This window comes from Ewingella sp. AOP9-I1-14 (assembly GCF_052375995.1).
GTDB lineage: Bacteria > Pseudomonadota > Gammaproteobacteria > Enterobacterales > Enterobacteriaceae > Ewingella > Ewingella allii.
In genome coordinates this window covers 1-18,221 of the sequence record NZ_JBQSVA010000012.1, presented here as the reverse complement: position 1 = coordinate 18,221, position 18,221 = coordinate 1, and the positions used below count along the sequence as shown (strand labels likewise).

Sequence of the window (18,221 nt, the reverse complement as noted above, 5' to 3'; positions counted from 1 at the left end):
CGTTTTTTATCATGAAAAACACGAGGAATTTGCTATGTCGAGCATTCAGTCAAACACCCCTAAAAAGCCCGGAAACCGTCGCGAGCAGCGCGCCGGAGCTCAAGATTTTATCGACAGCCTGCAGGGCGTCGCCTTCCCAAACTCCAAGCGGATTTATCTACAAGGCGAGCGCGCCGACGTGCGCGTACCGATGCGCGAGATCCAACTCAGCCCGACGCTCATTAGCGGCACCAAAGACAACCCGCGCTATGAGGAAAACGAGGCCATTCCGGTGTATGACACCGCCGGGCCTTATGGCGATCCCGAGGCGACGATTGATGTCCACGCCGGTCTGGAGAAGCTGCGCGCGGGCTGGATTGCTTCACGCAACGATACCGAAGAGCTACCACAGGTAAGCTCCGGCTTTACCCAGCAGCGTCTGGCCGATGACGGGCTGGACCACCTGCGCTTCGAGCATTTGCCTCGCCCGCGCAAGGCATTGGCGGGTAAAAATGTCACCCAGCTGCACTATGCCCGCCAGGGGATAATCACCCCGGAAATGGAGTTCATCGCCATCCGCGAAAACATGGGCCGTGAGCGAATTCGCGGTGAAGTGTTGCGCCAGCAGCATCCGGGCGAGAGCTTTGGTGCTCACCTGCCCGCCAATATCACGCCGGAATTTGTGCGTCAGGAAGTGGCCGCAGGCCGGGCGATTATCCCCGCCAACATCAACCATCCAGAGTCCGAACCGATGATTATCGGCCGCAACTTCTTGGTGAAAGTGAATGCTAACATCGGCAACTCGGCGGTGACTTCCTCTATCGAAGAAGAGGTGGAAAAACTGGTGTGGTCCACCCGCTGGGGCGCGGACACCGTAATGGACCTGTCCACCGGCCGCTATATCCACGAAACCCGCGAATGGATTTTGCGTAACAGCCCAGTGCCTATCGGCACAGTGCCGATCTACCAAGCCTTGGAAAAAGTGAACGGTATCGCCGAAGACCTGAACTGGGAAATGTTCCGCGACACCCTGCTGGAGCAGGCGGAGCAAGGCGTTGACTACTTCACCATCCACGCGGGCGTGCTGCTGCGCTATGTGCCAATGACCGCCAAACGCCTGACCGGCATTGTGTCGCGCGGCGGCTCAATCATGGCGAAATGGTGCCTGTCGCACCATAAAGAGAGCTTCCTGTTTGAGCATTTCCGCGAAATTTGTGAAATCTGCGCCGCCTATGACGTCTCTCTGTCGCTGGGCGATGGCCTGCGTCCGGGTTCTATTCAGGATGCCAATGACGAAGCCCAGTTCGCCGAGCTGCGCACCTTGGGCGAGCTGACCAAAATCGCCTGGGAATATGATGTTCAAGTGATGATTGAAGGGCCGGGTCACGTGCCGATGCAGATGATCCGCCGCAACATGACGGAAGAGCTGGAGCACTGCCACGAGGCACCGTTCTACACGCTGGGGCCACTGACCACCGACATTGCGCCGGGCTACGACCACTTCACCTCGGGTATCGGGGCGGCGATGATCGGCTGGTTCGGCTGCGCCATGCTGTGTTACGTCACGCCGAAAGAGCACCTCGGCCTGCCGAACAAAGAGGACGTGAAGCAAGGCTTGATCACCTACAAGATTGCCGCCCACGCGGCGGATCTGGCGAAAGGTCATCCGGGCGCGCAGATCCGCGATAACGCCATGTCCAAGGCGCGTTTTGAATTCCGCTGGGAAGATCAGTTCAATCTGGCTCTCGACCCCGCCACGGCGCGGGCCTACCACGACGAAACCCTGCCGCAGGAGTCAGGCAAAGTCGCTCACTTCTGCTCTATGTGCGGCCCGAAATTCTGCTCAATGAAAATCACCCAAGAAGTGCGCGATTACGCAGCCACCTTGGAAACTCAGGCCCTGCCTATCGAGATTGTGCAAACCGGCATGGCGCAAATGTCGTCTGAGTTCCGTTCACGCGGCAGCGAGCTTTACCACCCGGCCGACAGCTTCAGCGCGGAGGCCGGCAAATGAGCGCGCTAACCCACGCCTTCCCCGCCGTTCCTTTCCGTCTGGGGCTTTACCCGGTGGTAGACAGCGTTGAATGGATAGCCCGCCTGCTGGAGGCAGGCGTTAAAACTATTCAGCTGCGGGTCAAAGACCTGCCTGACGAAGAGGTCGAACCGGCCATTATTCAGGCCATCGCATTGGGCCATCAGCATCAGGCGCAGCTGTTTATTAATGACTATTGGCGTCTGGCGGTGAAGCATCGGGCCTACGGCGTGCATCTCGGGCAGGAAGATCTCGACACTGCCGACCTTGCGGCAATTCACGCCGCCGGGCTGCGTTTGGGGGTTTCGACCCATGACGATGCCGAGCTGGCGCGCGCCGTGGCGGTGAAGCCTTCTTATATCGCCCTCGGCCATATTTTCCCGACGCAAACCAAAGAGATGCCTTCCGCGCCGCAGGGCTTGCAGGAGCTGGAGCGCCACATCAGGCAGCTCGACGGCAGCTTCCCCACCGTGGCGATTGGCGGCATTAGCATCGACAAAGCGCCGTCGGTGTTAGCCACCGGCGTCGGCAGCATCGCGGTGGTCAGCGCCATTACGCAGGCGGCGGACTGGCGCAAGGCAACCGCGGAACTTCTGGCGCTCTGCGCCAGTGAAGAGGCTGATGATGCTCAATGATCAATCCTTTATGCGTTACAGCCGCCAGCTGCTGCTCGAGGAGTTTGGCCCCGACGGGCAGGAGAAAATAGACGCCGCCAAGGTGCTGATTGTCGGCCTTGGCGGGCTAGGCTCTCCCGCCTCGCTCTACCTTGCGGCGGCTGGCGTCGGCAAACTGACGCTGGCGGATGACGACGCACTGCATATTTCGAATTTGCAGCGGCAGGTTATCTATCGCAGCGCCGACGTGGATAAGCCCAAGGCGGCGGTCGCCAAGCGCGAGTTACTCAGGCTGAACCCGGAGTGTGAAATCGTGGCAATCGAGCAGCGGCTGGAGGGTCAGCCCCTCACCGAGGCGGTGCGCGCTGCGGATCTGGTGCTGGATTGCAGCGACAACATGGCCACTCGACACGCCATCAATCAGGCCTGCGTTGAGAATCAAAAAACCTTGATTAGCGGCAGCGCGGTGGGCTTTAGCGGCCAGCTGCTGGTGCTCGAACCGCCTTATTCTCACGGCTGCTACGCCTGCCTCTACCCCGACCACCACACGCCGGTGCGCAATTGCCGCACCGCCGGGGTGCTCGGCCCGGTGGTCGGAGTGATTGGCACGCTGCAAGCCTTAGAAGCCTTGAAAATTATCGCCGGGCTCGGCAGTTCGCTGAGCGGAAAATTACGCTTATTCGACGGCAAACAGCAAAGCTGGCGGACGGCCCAACTCACGCGCTCAGACCTTTGCGCGGTATGTGGAGCTAAACCGTGAAGCTGATGATAAATAATGAACCTCACCATTTCGCCGCGCCTCTCACCCTGCTGGACCTACTTGAACAGCTGAATCACTCGCAGGAGGGCAGCGCACTGGCGGTTAATCAGGTGATTATTCCTCGCCACAACTGGTCTTCGCACATGTTGACCGACGGCGACAATATCTTGCTGTTTCAGGCCATCGCTGGAGGATGACATGTTAAAGATTGCTGATATGACTTTTACCTCGCGTCTGTTTACCGGAACCGGAAAGTTCGCCAGCGCGTCGCTGATGCAGCAGGCCCTTGCCGCGTCGGGCTCGCAGCTGGTGACCATGGCGATGAAGCGCGTGGACCTGCGCCGCGGCGGCGACGACATTCTTGCGCCGCTGCAAAAGCTGGGCGTCAAACTGCTGCCGAACACCTCGGGGGCGAAAACGGCTGAAGAGGCGATTTTTGCCGCCCAGCTGGCGCGAGAAGCGCTGGGCACTCATTGGGTGAAACTGGAAATTCACCCGGATGTGAAATACCTGCTGCCGGATGCCGTTGAAACCCTGAAAGCGGCAGAAACGCTGGTAAAACAAGGCTTTGTGGTGTTGCCTTATTGCGGTGCCGACCCGGTGCTGTGTAAGCGTTTGGAAGAAGTGGGCTGCGCGGCGGTCATGCCGCTTGGCGCGCCAATTGGCTCCAATCAGGGTTTGATCACCCGCGAGTTCCTGCAAATCATCATCGAACAGGCCCGCGTGCCGGTGATTGTGGATGCCGGAATTGGTACGCCAAGTCAGGCGGCGGATGCGCTGGAAATCGGCGCGGACGCGGTGTTGGTCAATACGGCGATTGCCGTCGCGGGCGACCCAATCGCCATGGCGCAGGCTTTCAAACTCGCGGTAGAAGCCGGCGCGCTGGCCCGCCACAGCGGTCTCGGCGGCAAACACCGCACGGCGTCGGCCTCCAGCCCGCTCACCGGATTCCTTTCTGCTTCGGCTGAGAGTGCCACATCATGAGTACTTTTACCCAAGTCTGGGAAACCCTCGACTGGGATGACCTGTCGTTGCGGATTAATAGCAAAACAGCTGGCGATGTCGAGCGCGCGCTTGGTAAAACGAAAATCAGTCGCGATGATTTTATGGCGCTGATCTCCCCCGCCGCGCTGCCCTATCTCGAGCAGATGGCGCAAAAGGCGCAGGCGCTGACTCGCCAACGCTTCGGCAACACGGTGAATTTCTTCGCCCCGCTCTACTTATCTAATCTTTGCGCCAACGAATGCACCTACTGCGGCTTCTCAATGAGTAACCGCATCAAGCGCAAAACGCTGGATGAAGAAGAGATTGACCGCGAGTGTGACGCCTTAAACAGCTTAGGTTTCAAGCACCTGCTGCTGGTGACGGGTGAGCATAAAAGCAAAGTGGGAATGGACTACTTCCGCCAGCATTTCCCGGCGATTCGTCAGAAATTCGATTCCCTGATGATTGAGGTTCAGCCGCTGTCGCAGGATGAATATGCCGAACTGAAAACGCTGGGGCTGGACGGCGTGCTGGTGTATCAGGAAACCTATCATGCGCCGACCTACGCCCTGCACCACCTGCGCGGGCAGAAGCAAGACTTTTTCTGGCGGCTGGAAACGCCGGACAGGCTGGGCCGAGCAGGCGTGGATAAAATCGGGCTGGGCGCCCTTTTCGGCCTCTCCAACAACTGGCGGACCGACAGCTATATGGTGGCGGAGCACCTGTTTTATTTGCAACAAACTTACTGGCAGACGCGCTACTCCGTGGCTTTCCCACGATTGCGCCCCTGTGCGGGAGGGATTGAGCCTGCGTCGATCCTTGAAGAGAATCAGCTGGTGCAGCTGATCTGCGCTTTTCGGCTATTTACGCCGGATGTCGAACTTTCGCTTTCCACCCGCGAATCGCCTTACTTTCGCGATCACGTGGTGCCGCTGGCGATCAACACGGTCAGCGCAGGATCTAAAACACAGCCCGGCGGCTATGCCGATGATGACCATCCCGAGCTGGAGCAGTTTGCTCCGCACGATAACCGTTCGCCAAAACGCGTGTCCGAGGCTCTGACGCTGGCTGGGTTGCAGCCGGTGTGGAAAGACTGGGACAGTTTCCTTGGACGCGCCTCGCAACAAAATGCTGATTCGCTGAGAGCCAAAACTATTATCTGAATAGGGATCGGGAGGCTGATAACCGGCCCTCGCCGATAAAAGTGGCAAAGGATAAGGTGTCTTTGCCGCGACAATTGTGCCGTGGCCGGAGCCAGCCATCCCGGCTCCGCCTCCCAAAAGCCGCCCTAAACTGGTCTCATCCCCGGTTCAGGGCGGTACCTCTTTGCCCAGCCACCAGCAAATTTTCCTTCTAGAGTGCGCTTTCAACAGGCAAAAAAAAACCGCCCCCGAAGGAGCGGTTTTCACGCAGTCTGCTATCAAAAACGATTACTCGTCGTTGTTACCAAAACCGGCGTTCAGCAATTCAGCCAAGTTAGCCGTTGCTTCGTCCGCGCTAACCTGCGGAACAACAGGCACTTCGCCCTGTGCTTTACGGCGAGCACGATCCTGATGATAAGCGTAACCGGTACCGGCTGGGATCAGACGGCCAACGATGACGTTTTCTTTCAGGCCGCGCAGTTCATCACGTTTACCCGCAACAGCGGCTTCGGTAAGAACGCGCGTCGTTTCCTGGAACGATGCAGCGGAGATGAAGGACTCGGTCGCCAAGGATGCCTTGGTGATACCCAGCAGGTCACGGGTGTACGTGGCCGTGATTTTGCCTTCAGCTTCCAACTGACGGTTAGCGATTTTAACGCGAGACATTTCTGCCTGCTCGCCTTCCAGGAAGTCGGTGCCACCAGCGCTAACGATGGTGCCTTTACGCAACATCTGACGAACGATAACTTCGATGTGTTTATCGTTAATCTTAACGCCTTGCAGGCGGTAAACTTCCTGCACTTCGTTGGTGATGTAACGGGTAACCGCATGAACACCACGTAAACGCAGAATGTCGTGTGGAGATTCTGGGCCGTCAGATACAACGTCACCACGTTCCACAACTTCGCCTTCGAACACGTTCAGCTGACGCCATTTCGGGATCATTTCTTCGTAAGCATCGCTGCCATCCAACGGAGAAATTACCAGACGACGCTTGCCTTTGGTCTCTTTACCGAAGGAGATGATCCCGCTGATTTCAGCAAGGATTGCAGGCTCTTTCGGACGACGCGCTTCGAACAAGTCAGCAACGCGTGGCAGACCACCGGTGATGTCCTTGGTACCGCCGGATTCCTGAGGAATACGCGCCAAGGTGTCACCTGGGTGAATCTGAGTACCATCTTCCAGCTGTACAATTGCTTTACCTGGCAGGAAGTATTGAGCAGGCATATCAGTACCTGGGATCAATACGTCGTCGCCTTTGGCGTCAACAATTTTCAGTGCCGGACGCAGGTCTTTACCGCTACCAGTACGCTCTGCAGAATCCAGAACAACCAGTGAAGACAAACCAGTCAAATCATCGGTCTGGCGGGTAATGGTCTGGGTATCAACCATATCAGCGAAGCGAATGAAACCGCCCACTTCACTGATTACAGGCATGGTGTGCGGATCCCAGTTAGCTACGGTTTCGCCGCCGTTAACTGCCTGACCGTCACCTTTGCCCATGATGGAACCGTAAGGCACTTTATAGCTTTCTTTGGTACGACCAAATTCGTCGATCAATTTCAGCTCGGTGTTACGAGAAGTGATAACCAGTTTGCCGTTAGCGTTAGTAACGTGCTTGTGGTTGCTCAGCTTAATCGTACCGGTGTTTTTCACCTGAATGCTGGATTCTGCTGCCGCACGAGATGCAGCACCACCGATGTGGAACGTACGCATCGTCAGCTGAGTACCCGGCTCACCGATGGACTGTGCTGCGATAACACCTACTGCTTCACCTTTGTTGATGATGTGACCACGTGCCAAGTCGCGACCGTAGCAGTTTGCACACACACCAAAATCGGTTTCACAGCTTACGACTGAACGTACTTTCACGCTGTCGACTGAGTTCTCTTCTAACAGATCACAGGTCTTCTCGTGAAGCAGGGTGTTACGTGGAACCAGAATATCCGCCGTACCCGGCTTAAGGATATCTTCAGCAGTTACACGACCCAGAACGCGTTCGCGCAGTGGTTCTTTAACGTCGCCACCTTCGATGACCGGAGTCATCATGATGCCTTCGTGAGTACCACAGTCGTCTTCGGTCACTACCAGGTCCTGTGCCACGTCAACCAGACGACGGGTCAGATAACCGGAGTTCGCAGTTTTCAATGCTGTATCCGCCAAACCTTTACGAGCACCGTGGGTCGAGATGAAGTACTGGAGTACGTTCAGACCTTCACGGAAGTTCGCGGTGATTGGCGTTTCAATGATGGAACCATCTGGCTTAGCCATCAGGCCACGCATACCGGCCAGCTGACGAATCTGTGCAGCGGAACCACGCGCACCGGAGTCGGCCATCATAAAGATGCTGTTGAAGGAAACCTGCTGCTCAACAACACCGTCACGGTTGACGACGTCTTCAACAGACAAGTTTTCCATCATTGCCTTAGCAACACGTTCGTTAGCTGCGGCCCAGATATCGATCACTTTGTTATAGCGTTCGCCAGCGGTTACCAGACCAGACTGGAACTGCTCCTGGATCTCAGCAACTTCGGTTTCTGCTTCTTCAATGATCTCTGCTTTCTTCGCAGGGATAACCATGTCATCGATACCTACTGACGCGCCTGAACGGGCAGCGTAAGCAAAACCGGTGTACATGATCTGGTCAGCAAAAATAACGGTCGGCTTCAGGCCCAAAATGCGGTAACAGGTGTTCAGCATTTTGGAGATAGCTTTTTTACCCAACGGCTGGTTAACGATAGAGAACGGCAGACCTTTAGGTACGATCATCCAGAGGATCGCACGGCCAACCGTAGTATCGATAATGGTCGTTTGGTGTACAGACTCGCCTTCAGTGTTTTTGATTTCTTCTGTAATACGCACTTTGACACGCGCATGCAGAGAAGCCAGACCGGCGCGGTAAATGCGCTCAGCTTCTTTAGGGCCAGTCAGAACCATGCCTTCGCCTTTGGCGTTAACACAGTCACGGGTCATGTAGTACAGACCCAATACAACGTCCTGAGAAGGAACGATGATTGGCTCGCCGTTCGCTGGTGACAGGATGTTGTTGGTAGACATCATCAACGCACGCGCTTCCAGCTGGGCTTCCAGCGTCAACGGTACGTGAACAGCCATTTGGTCACCATCGAAGTCGGCGTTATATGCCGCACAAACCAGCGGGTGCAGCTGGATTGCTTTACCTTCGATCAGAACCGGTTCAAACGCCTGGATACCCAAACGGTGCAGGGTTGGTGCACGGTTCAGCAGTACCGGGTGTTCGCGGATAACTTCGTCCAGGATGTCCCAAACGACAGCTTCTTCGCGCTCAACCATTTTCTTAGCAGCTTTGATGGTGGTCGCGAGGCCACGCAGTTCCAGCTTGCCGTAGATGAACGGTTTGAACAGTTCCAGAGCCATTTTCTTCGGCAGACCACACTGGTGCAGACGCAGGTATGGACCTACGGTGATAACGGAACGACCAGAGTAGTCGACACGTTTACCCAGCAAGTTCTGACGGAAACGACCTTGTTTACCTTTAATCATGTCTGCCAGAGATTTCAGCGGACGCTTGTTAGAGCCGGTGATAGCACGACCGCGACGGCCGTTATCCAGCAAAGCATCTACCGCTTCTTGCAGCATACGTTTTTCGTTACGTACGATGATGTCAGGCGCAGCCAAGTCCAGCAGGCGTTTCAGACGGTTGTTACGGTTGATAACGCGACGATACAGATCGTTCAGATCTGACGTTGCGAAACGACCGCCGTCCAACGGAACCAATGGACGCAAGTCTGGCGGCAGTACTGGCAACACGGTCAGGATCATCCACTCTGGCTTGTTACCAGATTGAACGAACGCTTCCAGCAGCTTGATACGCTTGGTCAGTTTCTTACGCTTGGTTTCGGAGTTGGTTTCGTTCAACTCTTCACGCAGCTGTTCGCACTCGGCTTCCAGATCCATGTTTTTCAACAGGGCTTGGATAGCTTCTGCGCCCATCTTGGCGTCGAATTCATCACCAAACTCTTCCAACGCGTCAAGATACTGCTCTTCAGTCAGGATCTGGCGTTTTTCGAGGTTGGTCATACCGCCTTCGATAACCACATAGGATTCGAAGTACAGTACACGTTCGATATCACGCAGTGGCATATCCAGCAGCAAACCGATGCGCGATGGCAAAGATTTCAGGAACCAGATGTGTGCAGTTGGAGATGCCAGTTCGATGTGGCCCATACGCTCACGGCGTACTTTAGTCTGGGTCACTTCAACGCCGCACTTCTCACAGATCACGCCGCGATGTTTTAAACGCTTGTACTTACCGCACAGGCATTCGTAATCTTTTACTGGTCCGAAAATACGGGCACAGAAAAGGCCGTCACGCTCTGGTTTGAACGTACGGTAGTTAATGGTTTCTGGCTTCTTAACTTCACCAAAAGACCAAGAACGGATCATGTCTGGCGATGCCAGAGCAATTTTGATCGCATCAAACTCTTCGGTTTTAGTTTGCGCTTTCAGAAACTTTAGTAAGTCTTTCACGGATTGGCTCCCGTCGGGTTAGACCTGTTAGGCACCTGTTGTCTATTGATAAACAGGCAGGTGCCCCTGTGATCATTGCGAATTCGAGTACTTACTCGTCTTCCAGCTCGATGTTGATACCCAGAGAGCGGATCTCTTTCAACAGTACGTTGAAGGACTCCGGCATGCCTGGTTCCATCCGGTGATCGCCATCGACGATGTTTTTATACATCTTCGTACGGCCGTTCACGTCATCGGACTTAACAGTCAGCATCTCTTGCAGGGTATATGCGGCACCGTATGCTTCCAGTGCCCACACTTCCATCTCACCGAAGCGCTGACCACCGAACTGAGCTTTACCACCCAGCGGCTGCTGAGTAACAAGGCTATAAGAACCGGTAGAACGCGCGTGCATCTTATCGTCAACCAGGTGGTTCAGTTTCAGCATGTACATGTAGCCGACAGTAACCTGACGCTCAAACTGCTCGCCGGTACGGCCGTCAAACAGTGTGATCTGACCAGAGGTTGGGATTCCGCCCATTTCAAGCAGCTGCTTGATCTCGGTCTCTTTCGCACCGTCGAAGACTGGCGTTGCGATTGGCATGCCTTTCTTCAGGTTTTCAGCCAGACGAAGTACTTCGTCATCGCTAAAGGTGCTCAGATCCACTTTCTGACGAACATCGTCGCCCAGGTCATACGCTTTCTGGATGAACTCGCGCAGCTTGGAAACTTCTTCATGTTTCTTCAGCATCGCATTGATTTTTTCACCAATGCCTTTCGCGGCCATACCCAAGTGGGTTTCCAGAATCTGACCAATGTTCATACGAGATGGAACGCCCAACGGGTTCAGTACGATGTCTACCGGCGTGCCGTTTTCATCGTAAGGCATATCTTCGATCGGGTTGATCTTGGAGATAACACCTTTGTTACCGTGACGACCAGCCATTTTGTCACCCGGTTGAATCTGACGTTTAACGGCCAGATACACTTTGACGATTTTAAGCACGCCTGGTGCCAGGTCATCGCCTTGGGTGATTTTACGACGCTTCGCTTCGAGTTTTTTCTCAAACACGGATTTCAGTTCGTCGTACTGTTCGGCCAGCTGTTCCAACTGGTTTTGTTTTTCTTCGTCGGTCAGAGACAGTTCGAGCCAACGATCGCGTGGCAATTTGCCCAGCTTATCGGCTTCAACACCGCCAGCAACCAATGCTGACTGGATACGCGCAAACAGGCCAGCTTCAAGGATCTGCAACTCTTCAGTCAGGTCTTTCTTAGCCTGCTTCAGCTGCATCTCTTCGATTTCCAACGCACGCTTGTCTTTTTCCACGCCATCGCGGGTGAAGACCTGCACGTCGATAACCGTACCTGAAACGCCGTTTGGTACACGCAGAGAAGAGTCTTTAACGTCAGACGCTTTCTCACCGAAGATAGCGCGCAACAGCTTCTCTTCTGGCGTCAGCTGGGTTTCACCTTTCGGCGTTACCTTACCAACCAGAATGTCGCCGCCGGTTACTTCAGCACCGATATAAACGATACCGGATTCGTCCAGTTTAGAGAGTGCAGCTTCGCCCACGTTCGGGATATCAGCCGTGATCTCTTCAGGCCCCAGTTTGGTGTCGCGGGACACACAAGCCAGTTCCTGGATATGGATGGTGGTGAAGCGGTCTTCTTGAACGACACGCTCGGAGACCAAGATGGAGTCTTCGAAGTTGTAACCGTTCCAAGGCATGAACGCGACACGCATGTTCTGACCCAGTGCCAGTTCGCCCAGATCTGTAGATGGACCATCTGCCAGCACGTCGCCGCGCTCGATTGGCTCACCCAGATTCACACACGGCATCTGGTTGATGCAGGTGTTCTGGTTAGAACGGGTGTACTTAGTCAGGTTGTAAATGTCGATACCTGCTTCGCCTGGGTACATCTCATCTTCGTTAACACGAATAACGATACGGGATGCATCCACGTACTGAACAGTACCACCACGCTTGGCTACGGCAGTAACACCGGAGTCAACCGCTACAGCACGTTCCATACCGGTACCAACCAGCGGCTTATCAGCACGCAGAGTAGGAACCGCCTGACGTTGCATGTTCGCACCCATCAATGCACGGTTGGCGTCATCGTGTTCCAAGAATGGAATCAGAGAAGCACCAACGGATACGATCTGCTGGGTAGAAACGTCCATGTAGTCAACTTGGTCGCGGCTGAACAGGCTTGATTCGCCTTTGCTACGACAAGTGACCAAGTCTTCCAGGAAGCGGCCTTCGTCATCCAAGTTGGAGTTCGCCTGAGCGATAACGAAGTTGCCTTCTTCAATGGCAGACAGATAGTTAATTTCATCAGTCACCACGCCTTCACGCACACGGCGGTAAGGGGTTTCCAGGAAACCATACTCATTGGTCTGTGCATAAACAGACAAGGAGTTGATCAGACCGATGTTTGGACCTTCTGGCGTTTCGATTGGACATACGCGACCGTAGTGAGTCGGGTGTACGTCTCGAACTTCAAAGCCAGCACGCTCACGGGTCAAACCGCCCGGGCCCAAAGCAGAGATACGACGTTTGTGCGTGATCTCAGACAACGGGTTGTTCTGGTCCATAAATTGGGACAGCTGGCTTGAGCCGAAGAACTCTTTCACCGCAGCCGAAATCGGCTTAGCGTTGATCATGTCCTGAGGCATCAGAGTGTCGAGATCGCCAAGAGACAGACGCTCTTTAACAGCACGCTCAACACGAACCAAGCCTACGCGGAATTGGTTTTCAGCCATCTCACCGACAGAACGAATACGACGGTTGCCCAAGTGGTCGATATCGTCCACTTCGCCCTGGCCGTTACGAATGCCGATCAGTTTTTTCATTACCTGAATGATGTCGTCTTTGCTCAGGATGCCTGAACCTTCGATTTCATCACGCAGCAGAGAACGGTTGAACTTCATACGACCAACAGCAGACAGGTCGTAACGATCTTCAGAGAAGAACAGGTTCTCAAACAGGCTTTCAGCAGCTTCGCGAGTTGGCGGCTCACCAGGACGCATCATGCGGTAGATCTCAACCAGTGCGCTCAAGCGATCGCTGGTTGGGTCGACGCGAATGGTCTCGGACATGTACGCGCCATGGTCGAGGTCATTGGTGAACAACGTTTCGATGGTTTTGTGACCGGATTGGCTCAATTTAGCCAGTAAATCCAGAGACAATTCCATGTTCGCAGGAACAATCAGCTCACCGGTATTAGTGTCGATGTAGTCTTTAGCAACTACTTTTCCTGCGATGTATTCAACAGGAACTTCGATGCGCTGAATGTCGTCTTTTTCAAGCTGACGAATATGACGAGCAGTTATGCGGCGGCCTTTTTCTACATAGACTTTGCCGTCAGCTTCGATATCAAAGGAAGCTGTTTCACCGCGCAGGCGCTCAGGTACCAGTTCCATCTGCAACTTGTTGTCGCGGATCTGGTAAGTCACCTTGTCAAAGAACAGGTCAAGGATCTGTTCAGTGGTGTAGTTTAATGCACGCAGAATGATGGTCGCAGGCAGTTTACGGCGACGGTCAATACGTACAAACAGGTTATCTTTCGGGTCGAACTCGAAATCTAACCATGAACCGCGGTAAGGGATAATACGTGCGTTATAAAGCACTTTACCCGATGAGTGGGTTTTACCCTTATCGCTGTCGAAGAATACGCCCGGACTACGGTGCAGCTGAGATACGATAACCCTCTCAGTACCGTTAATCACAAAGGTACCATTTTCGGTCATGAGCGGAATTTCGCCCATATAGACTTCTTGTTCCTTGATGTCTTTGACCGTACCTTCTGGTGCTTCACGCTCATAGATCACCAGACGCAGTTTCACGCGCAGTGGCGCGGAGAACGTCACACCACGAATCTGGCATTCTTTAACGTCGAATACAGGCTCACCAAGACGGTAGCTAACGTATTGCAGCTCAGAGTTACCGCTGTAGCTCTTGATAGGGAATACAGAACGGAATGCAGCTTCCAGACCGTACTGGCCTTCCGGATCTTGCTCGATAAACTTCTGGAACGAGTCAAGCTGGATAGAAAGGAGATATGGAATATCCAGAACTTGTGGACGTTTACCAAAATCCTTACGAATGCGTTTTTTCTCGGTATAGGAGTAAACCATAGGGTTCCTCAGCTCGCTGATCAGTGACCCAATCTTGTCTGCCCTGAGAAGGACAGTTCATGCAACACCGTTTATGTCGACCGAAAAGCAGAGACGCTTTCCGCAATACCCGTTTCTATCACTCTTAAATCATTTCGTTGTGCATTATCTGTGGATGAGCCACAGCAAGGGGCATCAATATATTAAGTCGTCTATAGAAAGAGATATTAGAGTAGTTCAGTGTTCAAACAGTGTGAAACACCACTGACACTCTATAGCGCAAAAAGGCTGGTGACTAAAAAGTCACCAGCCATCAGTCTGTTAGGACAGACTGCACTCCGGGAAGTTAAACTTACTTAACTTCAACAGAAGCACCAGCTTCTTCCAGAGATTTTTTCAGTGCTTCAGCGTCGTCTTTGCTGATGCCTTCTTTCAGAGCTGCTGGAGCAGACTCTACCAGGTCTTTAGCTTCTTTCAGACCCAGGCCAGTAGCGGTACGTACTGCTTTGATAACAGCAACTTTGTTAGCGCCAGCAGCAGTCAAGATAACGTCGAATTCAGTTTTCTCTTCTACAGCTTCAGCAGCAGCAGCTGGGCCAGCAACGGCAGCAGCAGCAGAAACGCCGAATTTCTCTTCCATAGCGGAGATCAGTTCAACGATTTCCATTACAGACAGAGCTGCAACGCCTTCAATGATTTGTTCTTTAGTGATAGACATTTAATTGTTCCTAGAATTCAGAAATAGTTTATACGTAAGCATTTGAACGAGAAAAGAAAGGCTGATTAAGCAGCTTCTTTCTGATCGCGTACTGCAGCCAGAGTGCGAACCAATTTGCCAGCAGCGGCTTCTTTCATGGTTGCCATCAGGCGTGCGATTGCTTCATCGTAAGTAGGCAGAGTTGCCAAGCGGTCGATTTGAGCCGCAGAGATAAACTCACCTTCAAAGGCCGCAGCTTTAACCTCGAATTTTGCATTCGCTTTAGCGAAATCTTTGAACAAACGAGCAGCAGCGCCCGGGTGTTCAGAAGAAAATGCAATCAAGGTAGGACCGACAAACGTGTCTTTCAGGCACTCGAACTGAGTACCTTCAACGACGCGGCGCATCAGGGTGTTACGAACAACACGCATGTAAACGCCAGCTTCACGACCTGCTTTACGCAGTTCAGTCATTTTATCTACAGTTACGCCACGGGAATCCGCAACAACCGCAGACAGCGCGCCTTTGGCTACTTCCATGACTTCAGCAACAATCGCTTGTTTGTCTTGAAGATTTAATGCCATTAGCTTTTTGCTCCTGGATTTAGCCGGGGAAAATCCCCGGAACTCACATCACCTATAACCGAGATCGGAGATAGGCGTACAAACACGGTGAGCAGAGAATCCAGCAAAGACTATTCAAGTTCTTCATACTTTCTTTAAACAAAGAAAGACAAAGAAAAATTTTCTTCAGGCTCTGTCACCGTCTACGCAGGAAGGATTAAGTCCCTTGCGGGACACCTGCGGTCTTGGACGGAGGCCTGGATAGGCCAGGCTCCAACCGAAAAATTCTTGGTTTCGCGTTAACGAAACAACGGGCCATAGATTCTAGACAAATCCATCGCCCGCGTAAAGCGATAAACGTCAGCAGTTAATTAGTTAACTGTTGCGCTCAGGCCGCTTTGATCAATTGCAAGACCAGCGCCCATGGTAGTGGACAGGCTTACTTTCTTGATGAAAACGCCTTTAGCCTGAGAAGGCTTCGCCTTTTTCAGTGCAACCAACAGAGCTTCCAGGTTTTCTTTCAGCTTGTCGGATTCGAAATCAACCTTACCAATAGTGGTATGGATGATACCGTTTTTGTCGTTACGGTAACGAACCTGACCTGCTTTAGCGTTCTTAACCGCTTCAGCAACGTTAGGAGTTACAGTACCAACTTTCGGGTTAGGCATCAGACCACGTGGGCCCAGAACCTGACCTAATTGACCTACAACGCGCATTGCATCTGGAGAAGCAATAACAACGTCAAAGTTCATTTCGCCTTTCTTAATCTGATCAGCCAGATCTTCCATACCTACCAGCTCAGCGCCTGCAGCTTTAGCAGCTTCAGCGTTTGCACCTTGGGTGAAGACAGCAACGCGAACAGAACGACCGGTGCCGTTAGGCAGAACGGTAGCACCACGAACGTTTTGGTCAGATTTACGTGCATCGATACCGAGGTTAACGGCAACGTCTACACTTTCAACGAATTTAGCAGTGGCCAGCTCTTTGAGCAGAGCAACAGCTTCGTTAATGTCGTACTGTTTAGTAGCATCAACTTTGTCACGGATCACGCGCATGCGCTTGGTCAGCTTAGCCATCTATTAATCCTCCACTACCAGGCCCATGGAACGAGCAGTACCTTCGATAGAGCGCGCCATGGCCTCTACGTCAGAACCAGTCATGTCCGCAGCTTTGGTTTCTGCGATTTCACGAACCTGAGCAGTCGTTACTTTACCCACTTTGTCTTTGTTCGGCTTGCCGGAACCAGACTTGATACCAGCCGCTTTCTTCAACAGCACAGCTGCTGGAGGCGTTTTGGTAACGAAGGTGAAAGAACGGTCAGAGTAAACGGTAATGACAACAGGGATCGGCAGGCCTTTCTCAACGCTTTCAGTCTTAGCGTTGAATGCCTTACAGAATTCCATGATGTTAACACCTTGCTGACCCAGTGCCGGACCTACCGGTGGACTTGGGTTAGCCATACCAGCTGCAACTTGCAGCTTGACGTAGGCTTGTACTTTCTTGGCCATTTAAATTTCCTCAGTTGGGTAATATCGCCTGTTTGAAGAGGCTCCCCGTTATTTGCAGTACTTTTCTGTGCAGAGGCTGCACAGAAAAACAAAAGGCGCGAAATTATAGTTTAATTTCGCGCCCTGCACAACATCTGTTCGAACCGATGTTGAAAGAGTTATTAACCCTTTTCGACCTGACCGAAGTCCAGCTCAACAGGCGTTGCACGCCCGAAGATAGAAACAGACACTTTCAGGCGGCTTTTTTCGTAATCCACTTCTTCCACAACACCGTTAAAGTCAGCAAACGGACCGTCGTTAACACGGACCAACTCACCTGGTTCAAACAGCGTTTTCGGCCGTGGCTTATCGCCGACTTGTTGCAGGCGATTCATAATAGCGTCAACTTCTTTATCGCTAATAGGCGCCGGACGGTCAGAAGTACCGCCAATGAAACCCATTACGCGAGGAACGCTACGCACTAAGTGCCAGCTGGCGTCATTCATCACCATTTGAACAAGCACATAACCTGGGAAGAATTTGCGTTCACTCTTGCGACGCTGACCACCACGGATTTCAACAACTTCTTCCGTAGGAACCATGACTTCGCCGAACAGCTCTTCCATGTCGTGCAATTTGATGTGCTCACGCAGCGATTGTGCTACGCGGCCTTCAAAGCCGGAAAACGCCTGAACGACGTACCAACGTTTTTTAGGTGCTTCAGACATTTAGAACCTCAAGCCAGTAATAAAAGATACCAAGCGAACCAGAATACCATCTAGTCCCCACAGAATCAGTGACATAACGGCAGTTACCGCAGCAACGATCAGTGTGGTATGCAATGTTTCCTGGCGCGTAGGCCAAATTACTTTACGTACTTCGGTACGCGCTTCGCGCGCAAACGCAACTGTCGCTTTGCCTTTAGTCGTCAATAATGCCACTGCACCAGCGATAGCAATGATGACAACAACTGCCAGCGCACGTAACGGCAGGCTGTATGCACGGTAATAATAGTTACCGACAATAGCTACGACCAACAAAACGGCAACAACTAACCATTTTACCGCTTCCAGGCCGCGCCCGCTCCCTTGAGCCTCGGTATTCGCACTCATAAACCAACCCGTCACAATGATTCAGAACAAACAACTTTGCCTCGCATTGCGAGGCAAACCAAACCGATCGATGCTCTACAGTGAGCGCAACTCGGTGTTTTACGCTATATCTCAGAGCCTATCTCACCAATGATTATGACGTATAAATCGCTGATGAGATAGGTTCTAGCGCCACAGCGTAGAAAAGGGCATCGAATGATGCCCTTTTAGTGTGCATTGCGTCAACGTAAAGTGACAAAAAAG

At 52.9% G+C, this 18,221-nt stretch carries 14 protein-coding genes; 6 read left to right on the top strand and 8 right to left on the bottom strand.

Annotated features, from left to right (window positions below; genetic code table 11):
- The first annotated feature begins 34 nt into the window (after positions 1 to 34).
- From thiC to thiH, 6 genes are read left to right on the top strand one after another with little or no spacing between them, the layout of a single operon-like run.
- Positions 35 to 1,993, top strand: coding sequence for a phosphomethylpyrimidine synthase ThiC (gene thiC, locus ACT3RT_RS21205; protein WP_496203682.1), 1,959 nt, complete (start codon positions 35 to 37; stop codon positions 1,991 to 1,993).
- Entirely contained in the window at positions 1,990 to 2,646 is a 657-nt protein-coding gene (gene thiE, locus ACT3RT_RS21200) for a thiamine phosphate synthase (protein ID WP_353500575.1), read from the top strand. The genes thiC and thiE overlap by 4 nt, the downstream gene beginning before the upstream one ends.
- On the top strand, positions 2,636 to 3,385 hold the full coding sequence (locus ACT3RT_RS21195; RefSeq protein WP_353503873.1) for a HesA/MoeB/ThiF family protein: 750 nt from the start codon (positions 2,636 to 2,638) through the stop codon (positions 3,383 to 3,385). Before thiE ends, ACT3RT_RS21195 begins: the two co-directional genes overlap by 11 nt.
- Positions 3,382 to 3,582 carry a sulfur carrier protein ThiS gene (gene thiS / locus ACT3RT_RS21190; RefSeq protein ID WP_496203681.1) on the top strand — a complete coding sequence of 67 codons (201 nt, stop codon included), beginning with the start codon at positions 3,382 to 3,384 and terminating at the stop codon, positions 3,580 to 3,582. Before ACT3RT_RS21195 ends, thiS begins: the two co-directional genes overlap by 4 nt.
- A 1-nt stretch (position 3,583) precedes the next feature.
- Positions 3,584 to 4,369: a thiazole synthase gene (locus ACT3RT_RS21185; RefSeq protein ID WP_353500573.1), complete on the top strand. Its 786-nt coding sequence runs from the start codon at positions 3,584 to 3,586 to the stop codon at positions 4,367 to 4,369.
- Positions 4,366 to 5,532: a 2-iminoacetate synthase ThiH gene (gene thiH, locus ACT3RT_RS21180; protein WP_485904190.1), complete on the top strand. Its 1,167-nt coding sequence runs from the start codon at positions 4,366 to 4,368 to the stop codon at positions 5,530 to 5,532. The genes ACT3RT_RS21185 and thiH overlap by 4 nt, the downstream gene beginning before the upstream one ends.
- Positions 5,533 to 5,799: 267 nt before the next feature.
- On the opposite strand, the gene rpoC is transcribed toward thiH, so the two are convergent.
- The 8 genes from rpoC to secE form a co-directional block, all read right to left on the bottom strand.
- Entirely contained in the window at positions 5,800 to 10,020 is a 4,221-nt protein-coding gene (gene rpoC / locus ACT3RT_RS21175) for a DNA-directed RNA polymerase subunit beta' (RefSeq protein ID WP_353500572.1), read from the bottom strand.
- Between the two features lie 91 nt (positions 10,021 to 10,111).
- Positions 10,112 to 14,140, bottom strand: a complete 4,029-nt coding sequence (gene rpoB, locus ACT3RT_RS21170; protein WP_034795009.1) for a DNA-directed RNA polymerase subunit beta — start codon at positions 14,138 to 14,140, stop codon at positions 10,112 to 10,114.
- A gap of 331 nt (positions 14,141 to 14,471) precedes the next feature.
- Positions 14,472 to 14,837 (bottom strand): 50S ribosomal protein L7/L12, encoded by a 366-nt coding sequence (gene rplL, locus ACT3RT_RS21165; RefSeq protein WP_034795006.1) that lies wholly within the window; start codon positions 14,835 to 14,837, stop codon positions 14,472 to 14,474.
- 65 nt (positions 14,838 to 14,902) lie between these two features.
- On the bottom strand, positions 14,903 to 15,400 hold the full coding sequence (rplJ, locus tag ACT3RT_RS21160) for a 50S ribosomal protein L10 (protein ID WP_034795004.1): 498 nt from the start codon (positions 15,398 to 15,400) through the stop codon (positions 14,903 to 14,905).
- A gap of 350 nt (positions 15,401 to 15,750) precedes the next feature.
- Entirely contained in the window at positions 15,751 to 16,455 is a 705-nt protein-coding gene (rplA, locus tag ACT3RT_RS21155; protein ID WP_034795001.1) for a 50S ribosomal protein L1, read from the bottom strand.
- A gap of 3 nt (positions 16,456 to 16,458) precedes the next feature.
- Positions 16,459 to 16,887 carry a 50S ribosomal protein L11 gene (rplK, locus tag ACT3RT_RS21150; RefSeq protein WP_034794998.1) on the bottom strand — a complete coding sequence of 143 codons (429 nt, stop codon included), beginning with the start codon at positions 16,885 to 16,887 and terminating at the stop codon, positions 16,459 to 16,461.
- A gap of 161 nt (positions 16,888 to 17,048) precedes the next feature.
- Positions 17,049 to 17,594 carry a transcription termination/antitermination protein NusG gene (gene nusG, locus ACT3RT_RS21145; RefSeq protein ID WP_009639145.1) on the bottom strand — a complete coding sequence of 182 codons (546 nt, stop codon included), beginning with the start codon at positions 17,592 to 17,594 and terminating at the stop codon, positions 17,049 to 17,051.
- Positions 17,595 to 17,978: a preprotein translocase subunit SecE gene (secE, locus tag ACT3RT_RS21140; RefSeq protein WP_034794996.1), complete on the bottom strand. Its 384-nt coding sequence runs from the start codon at positions 17,976 to 17,978 to the stop codon at positions 17,595 to 17,597.
- Positions 17,979 to 18,221 lie beyond the last annotated feature (243 nt).

Excerpts from the sequence above, each read along its gene's own strand:
- rplJ (WP_034795004.1), bottom strand. The coding sequence starts at position 15,400 with ATGGCATTAAATCTTCAAGACAAACAAGCGATTGTTGCTGAAGTCATG.
- rplK (WP_034794998.1), bottom strand. The coding sequence starts at position 16,887 with ATGGCCAAGAAAGTACAAGCCTACGTCAAGCTGCAAGTTGCAGCTGGT.
- thiE (WP_353500575.1), top strand. The coding sequence starts at position 1,990 with ATGAGCGCGCTAACCCACGCCTTCCCCGCCGTTCCTTTCCGTCTGGGG.
- ACT3RT_RS21195 (WP_353503873.1), top strand. The coding sequence starts at position 2,636 with ATGCTCAATGATCAATCCTTTATGCGTTACAGCCGCCAGCTGCTGCTC.
- rplA (WP_034795001.1), bottom strand. The coding sequence starts at position 16,455 with ATGGCTAAGCTGACCAAGCGCATGCGCGTGATCCGTGACAAAGTTGAT.
- thiC (WP_496203682.1), top strand. The coding sequence starts at position 35 with ATGTCGAGCATTCAGTCAAACACCCCTAAAAAGCCCGGAAACCGTCGC.
- rplL (WP_034795006.1), bottom strand. The coding sequence starts at position 14,837 with ATGTCTATCACTAAAGAACAAATCATTGAAGGCGTTGCAGCTCTGTCT.
- rpoB (WP_034795009.1), bottom strand. The coding sequence starts at position 14,140 with ATGGTTTACTCCTATACCGAGAAAAAACGCATTCGTAAGGATTTTGGT.
- secE (WP_034794996.1), bottom strand. The coding sequence starts at position 17,978 with ATGAGTGCGAATACCGAGGCTCAAGGGAGCGGGCGCGGCCTGGAAGCG.
- ACT3RT_RS21185 (WP_353500573.1), top strand. The coding sequence starts at position 3,584 with ATGTTAAAGATTGCTGATATGACTTTTACCTCGCGTCTGTTTACCGGA.
- thiH (WP_485904190.1), top strand. The coding sequence starts at position 4,366 with ATGAGTACTTTTACCCAAGTCTGGGAAACCCTCGACTGGGATGACCTG.
- nusG (WP_009639145.1), bottom strand. The coding sequence starts at position 17,594 with ATGTCTGAAGCACCTAAAAAACGTTGGTACGTCGTTCAGGCGTTTTCC.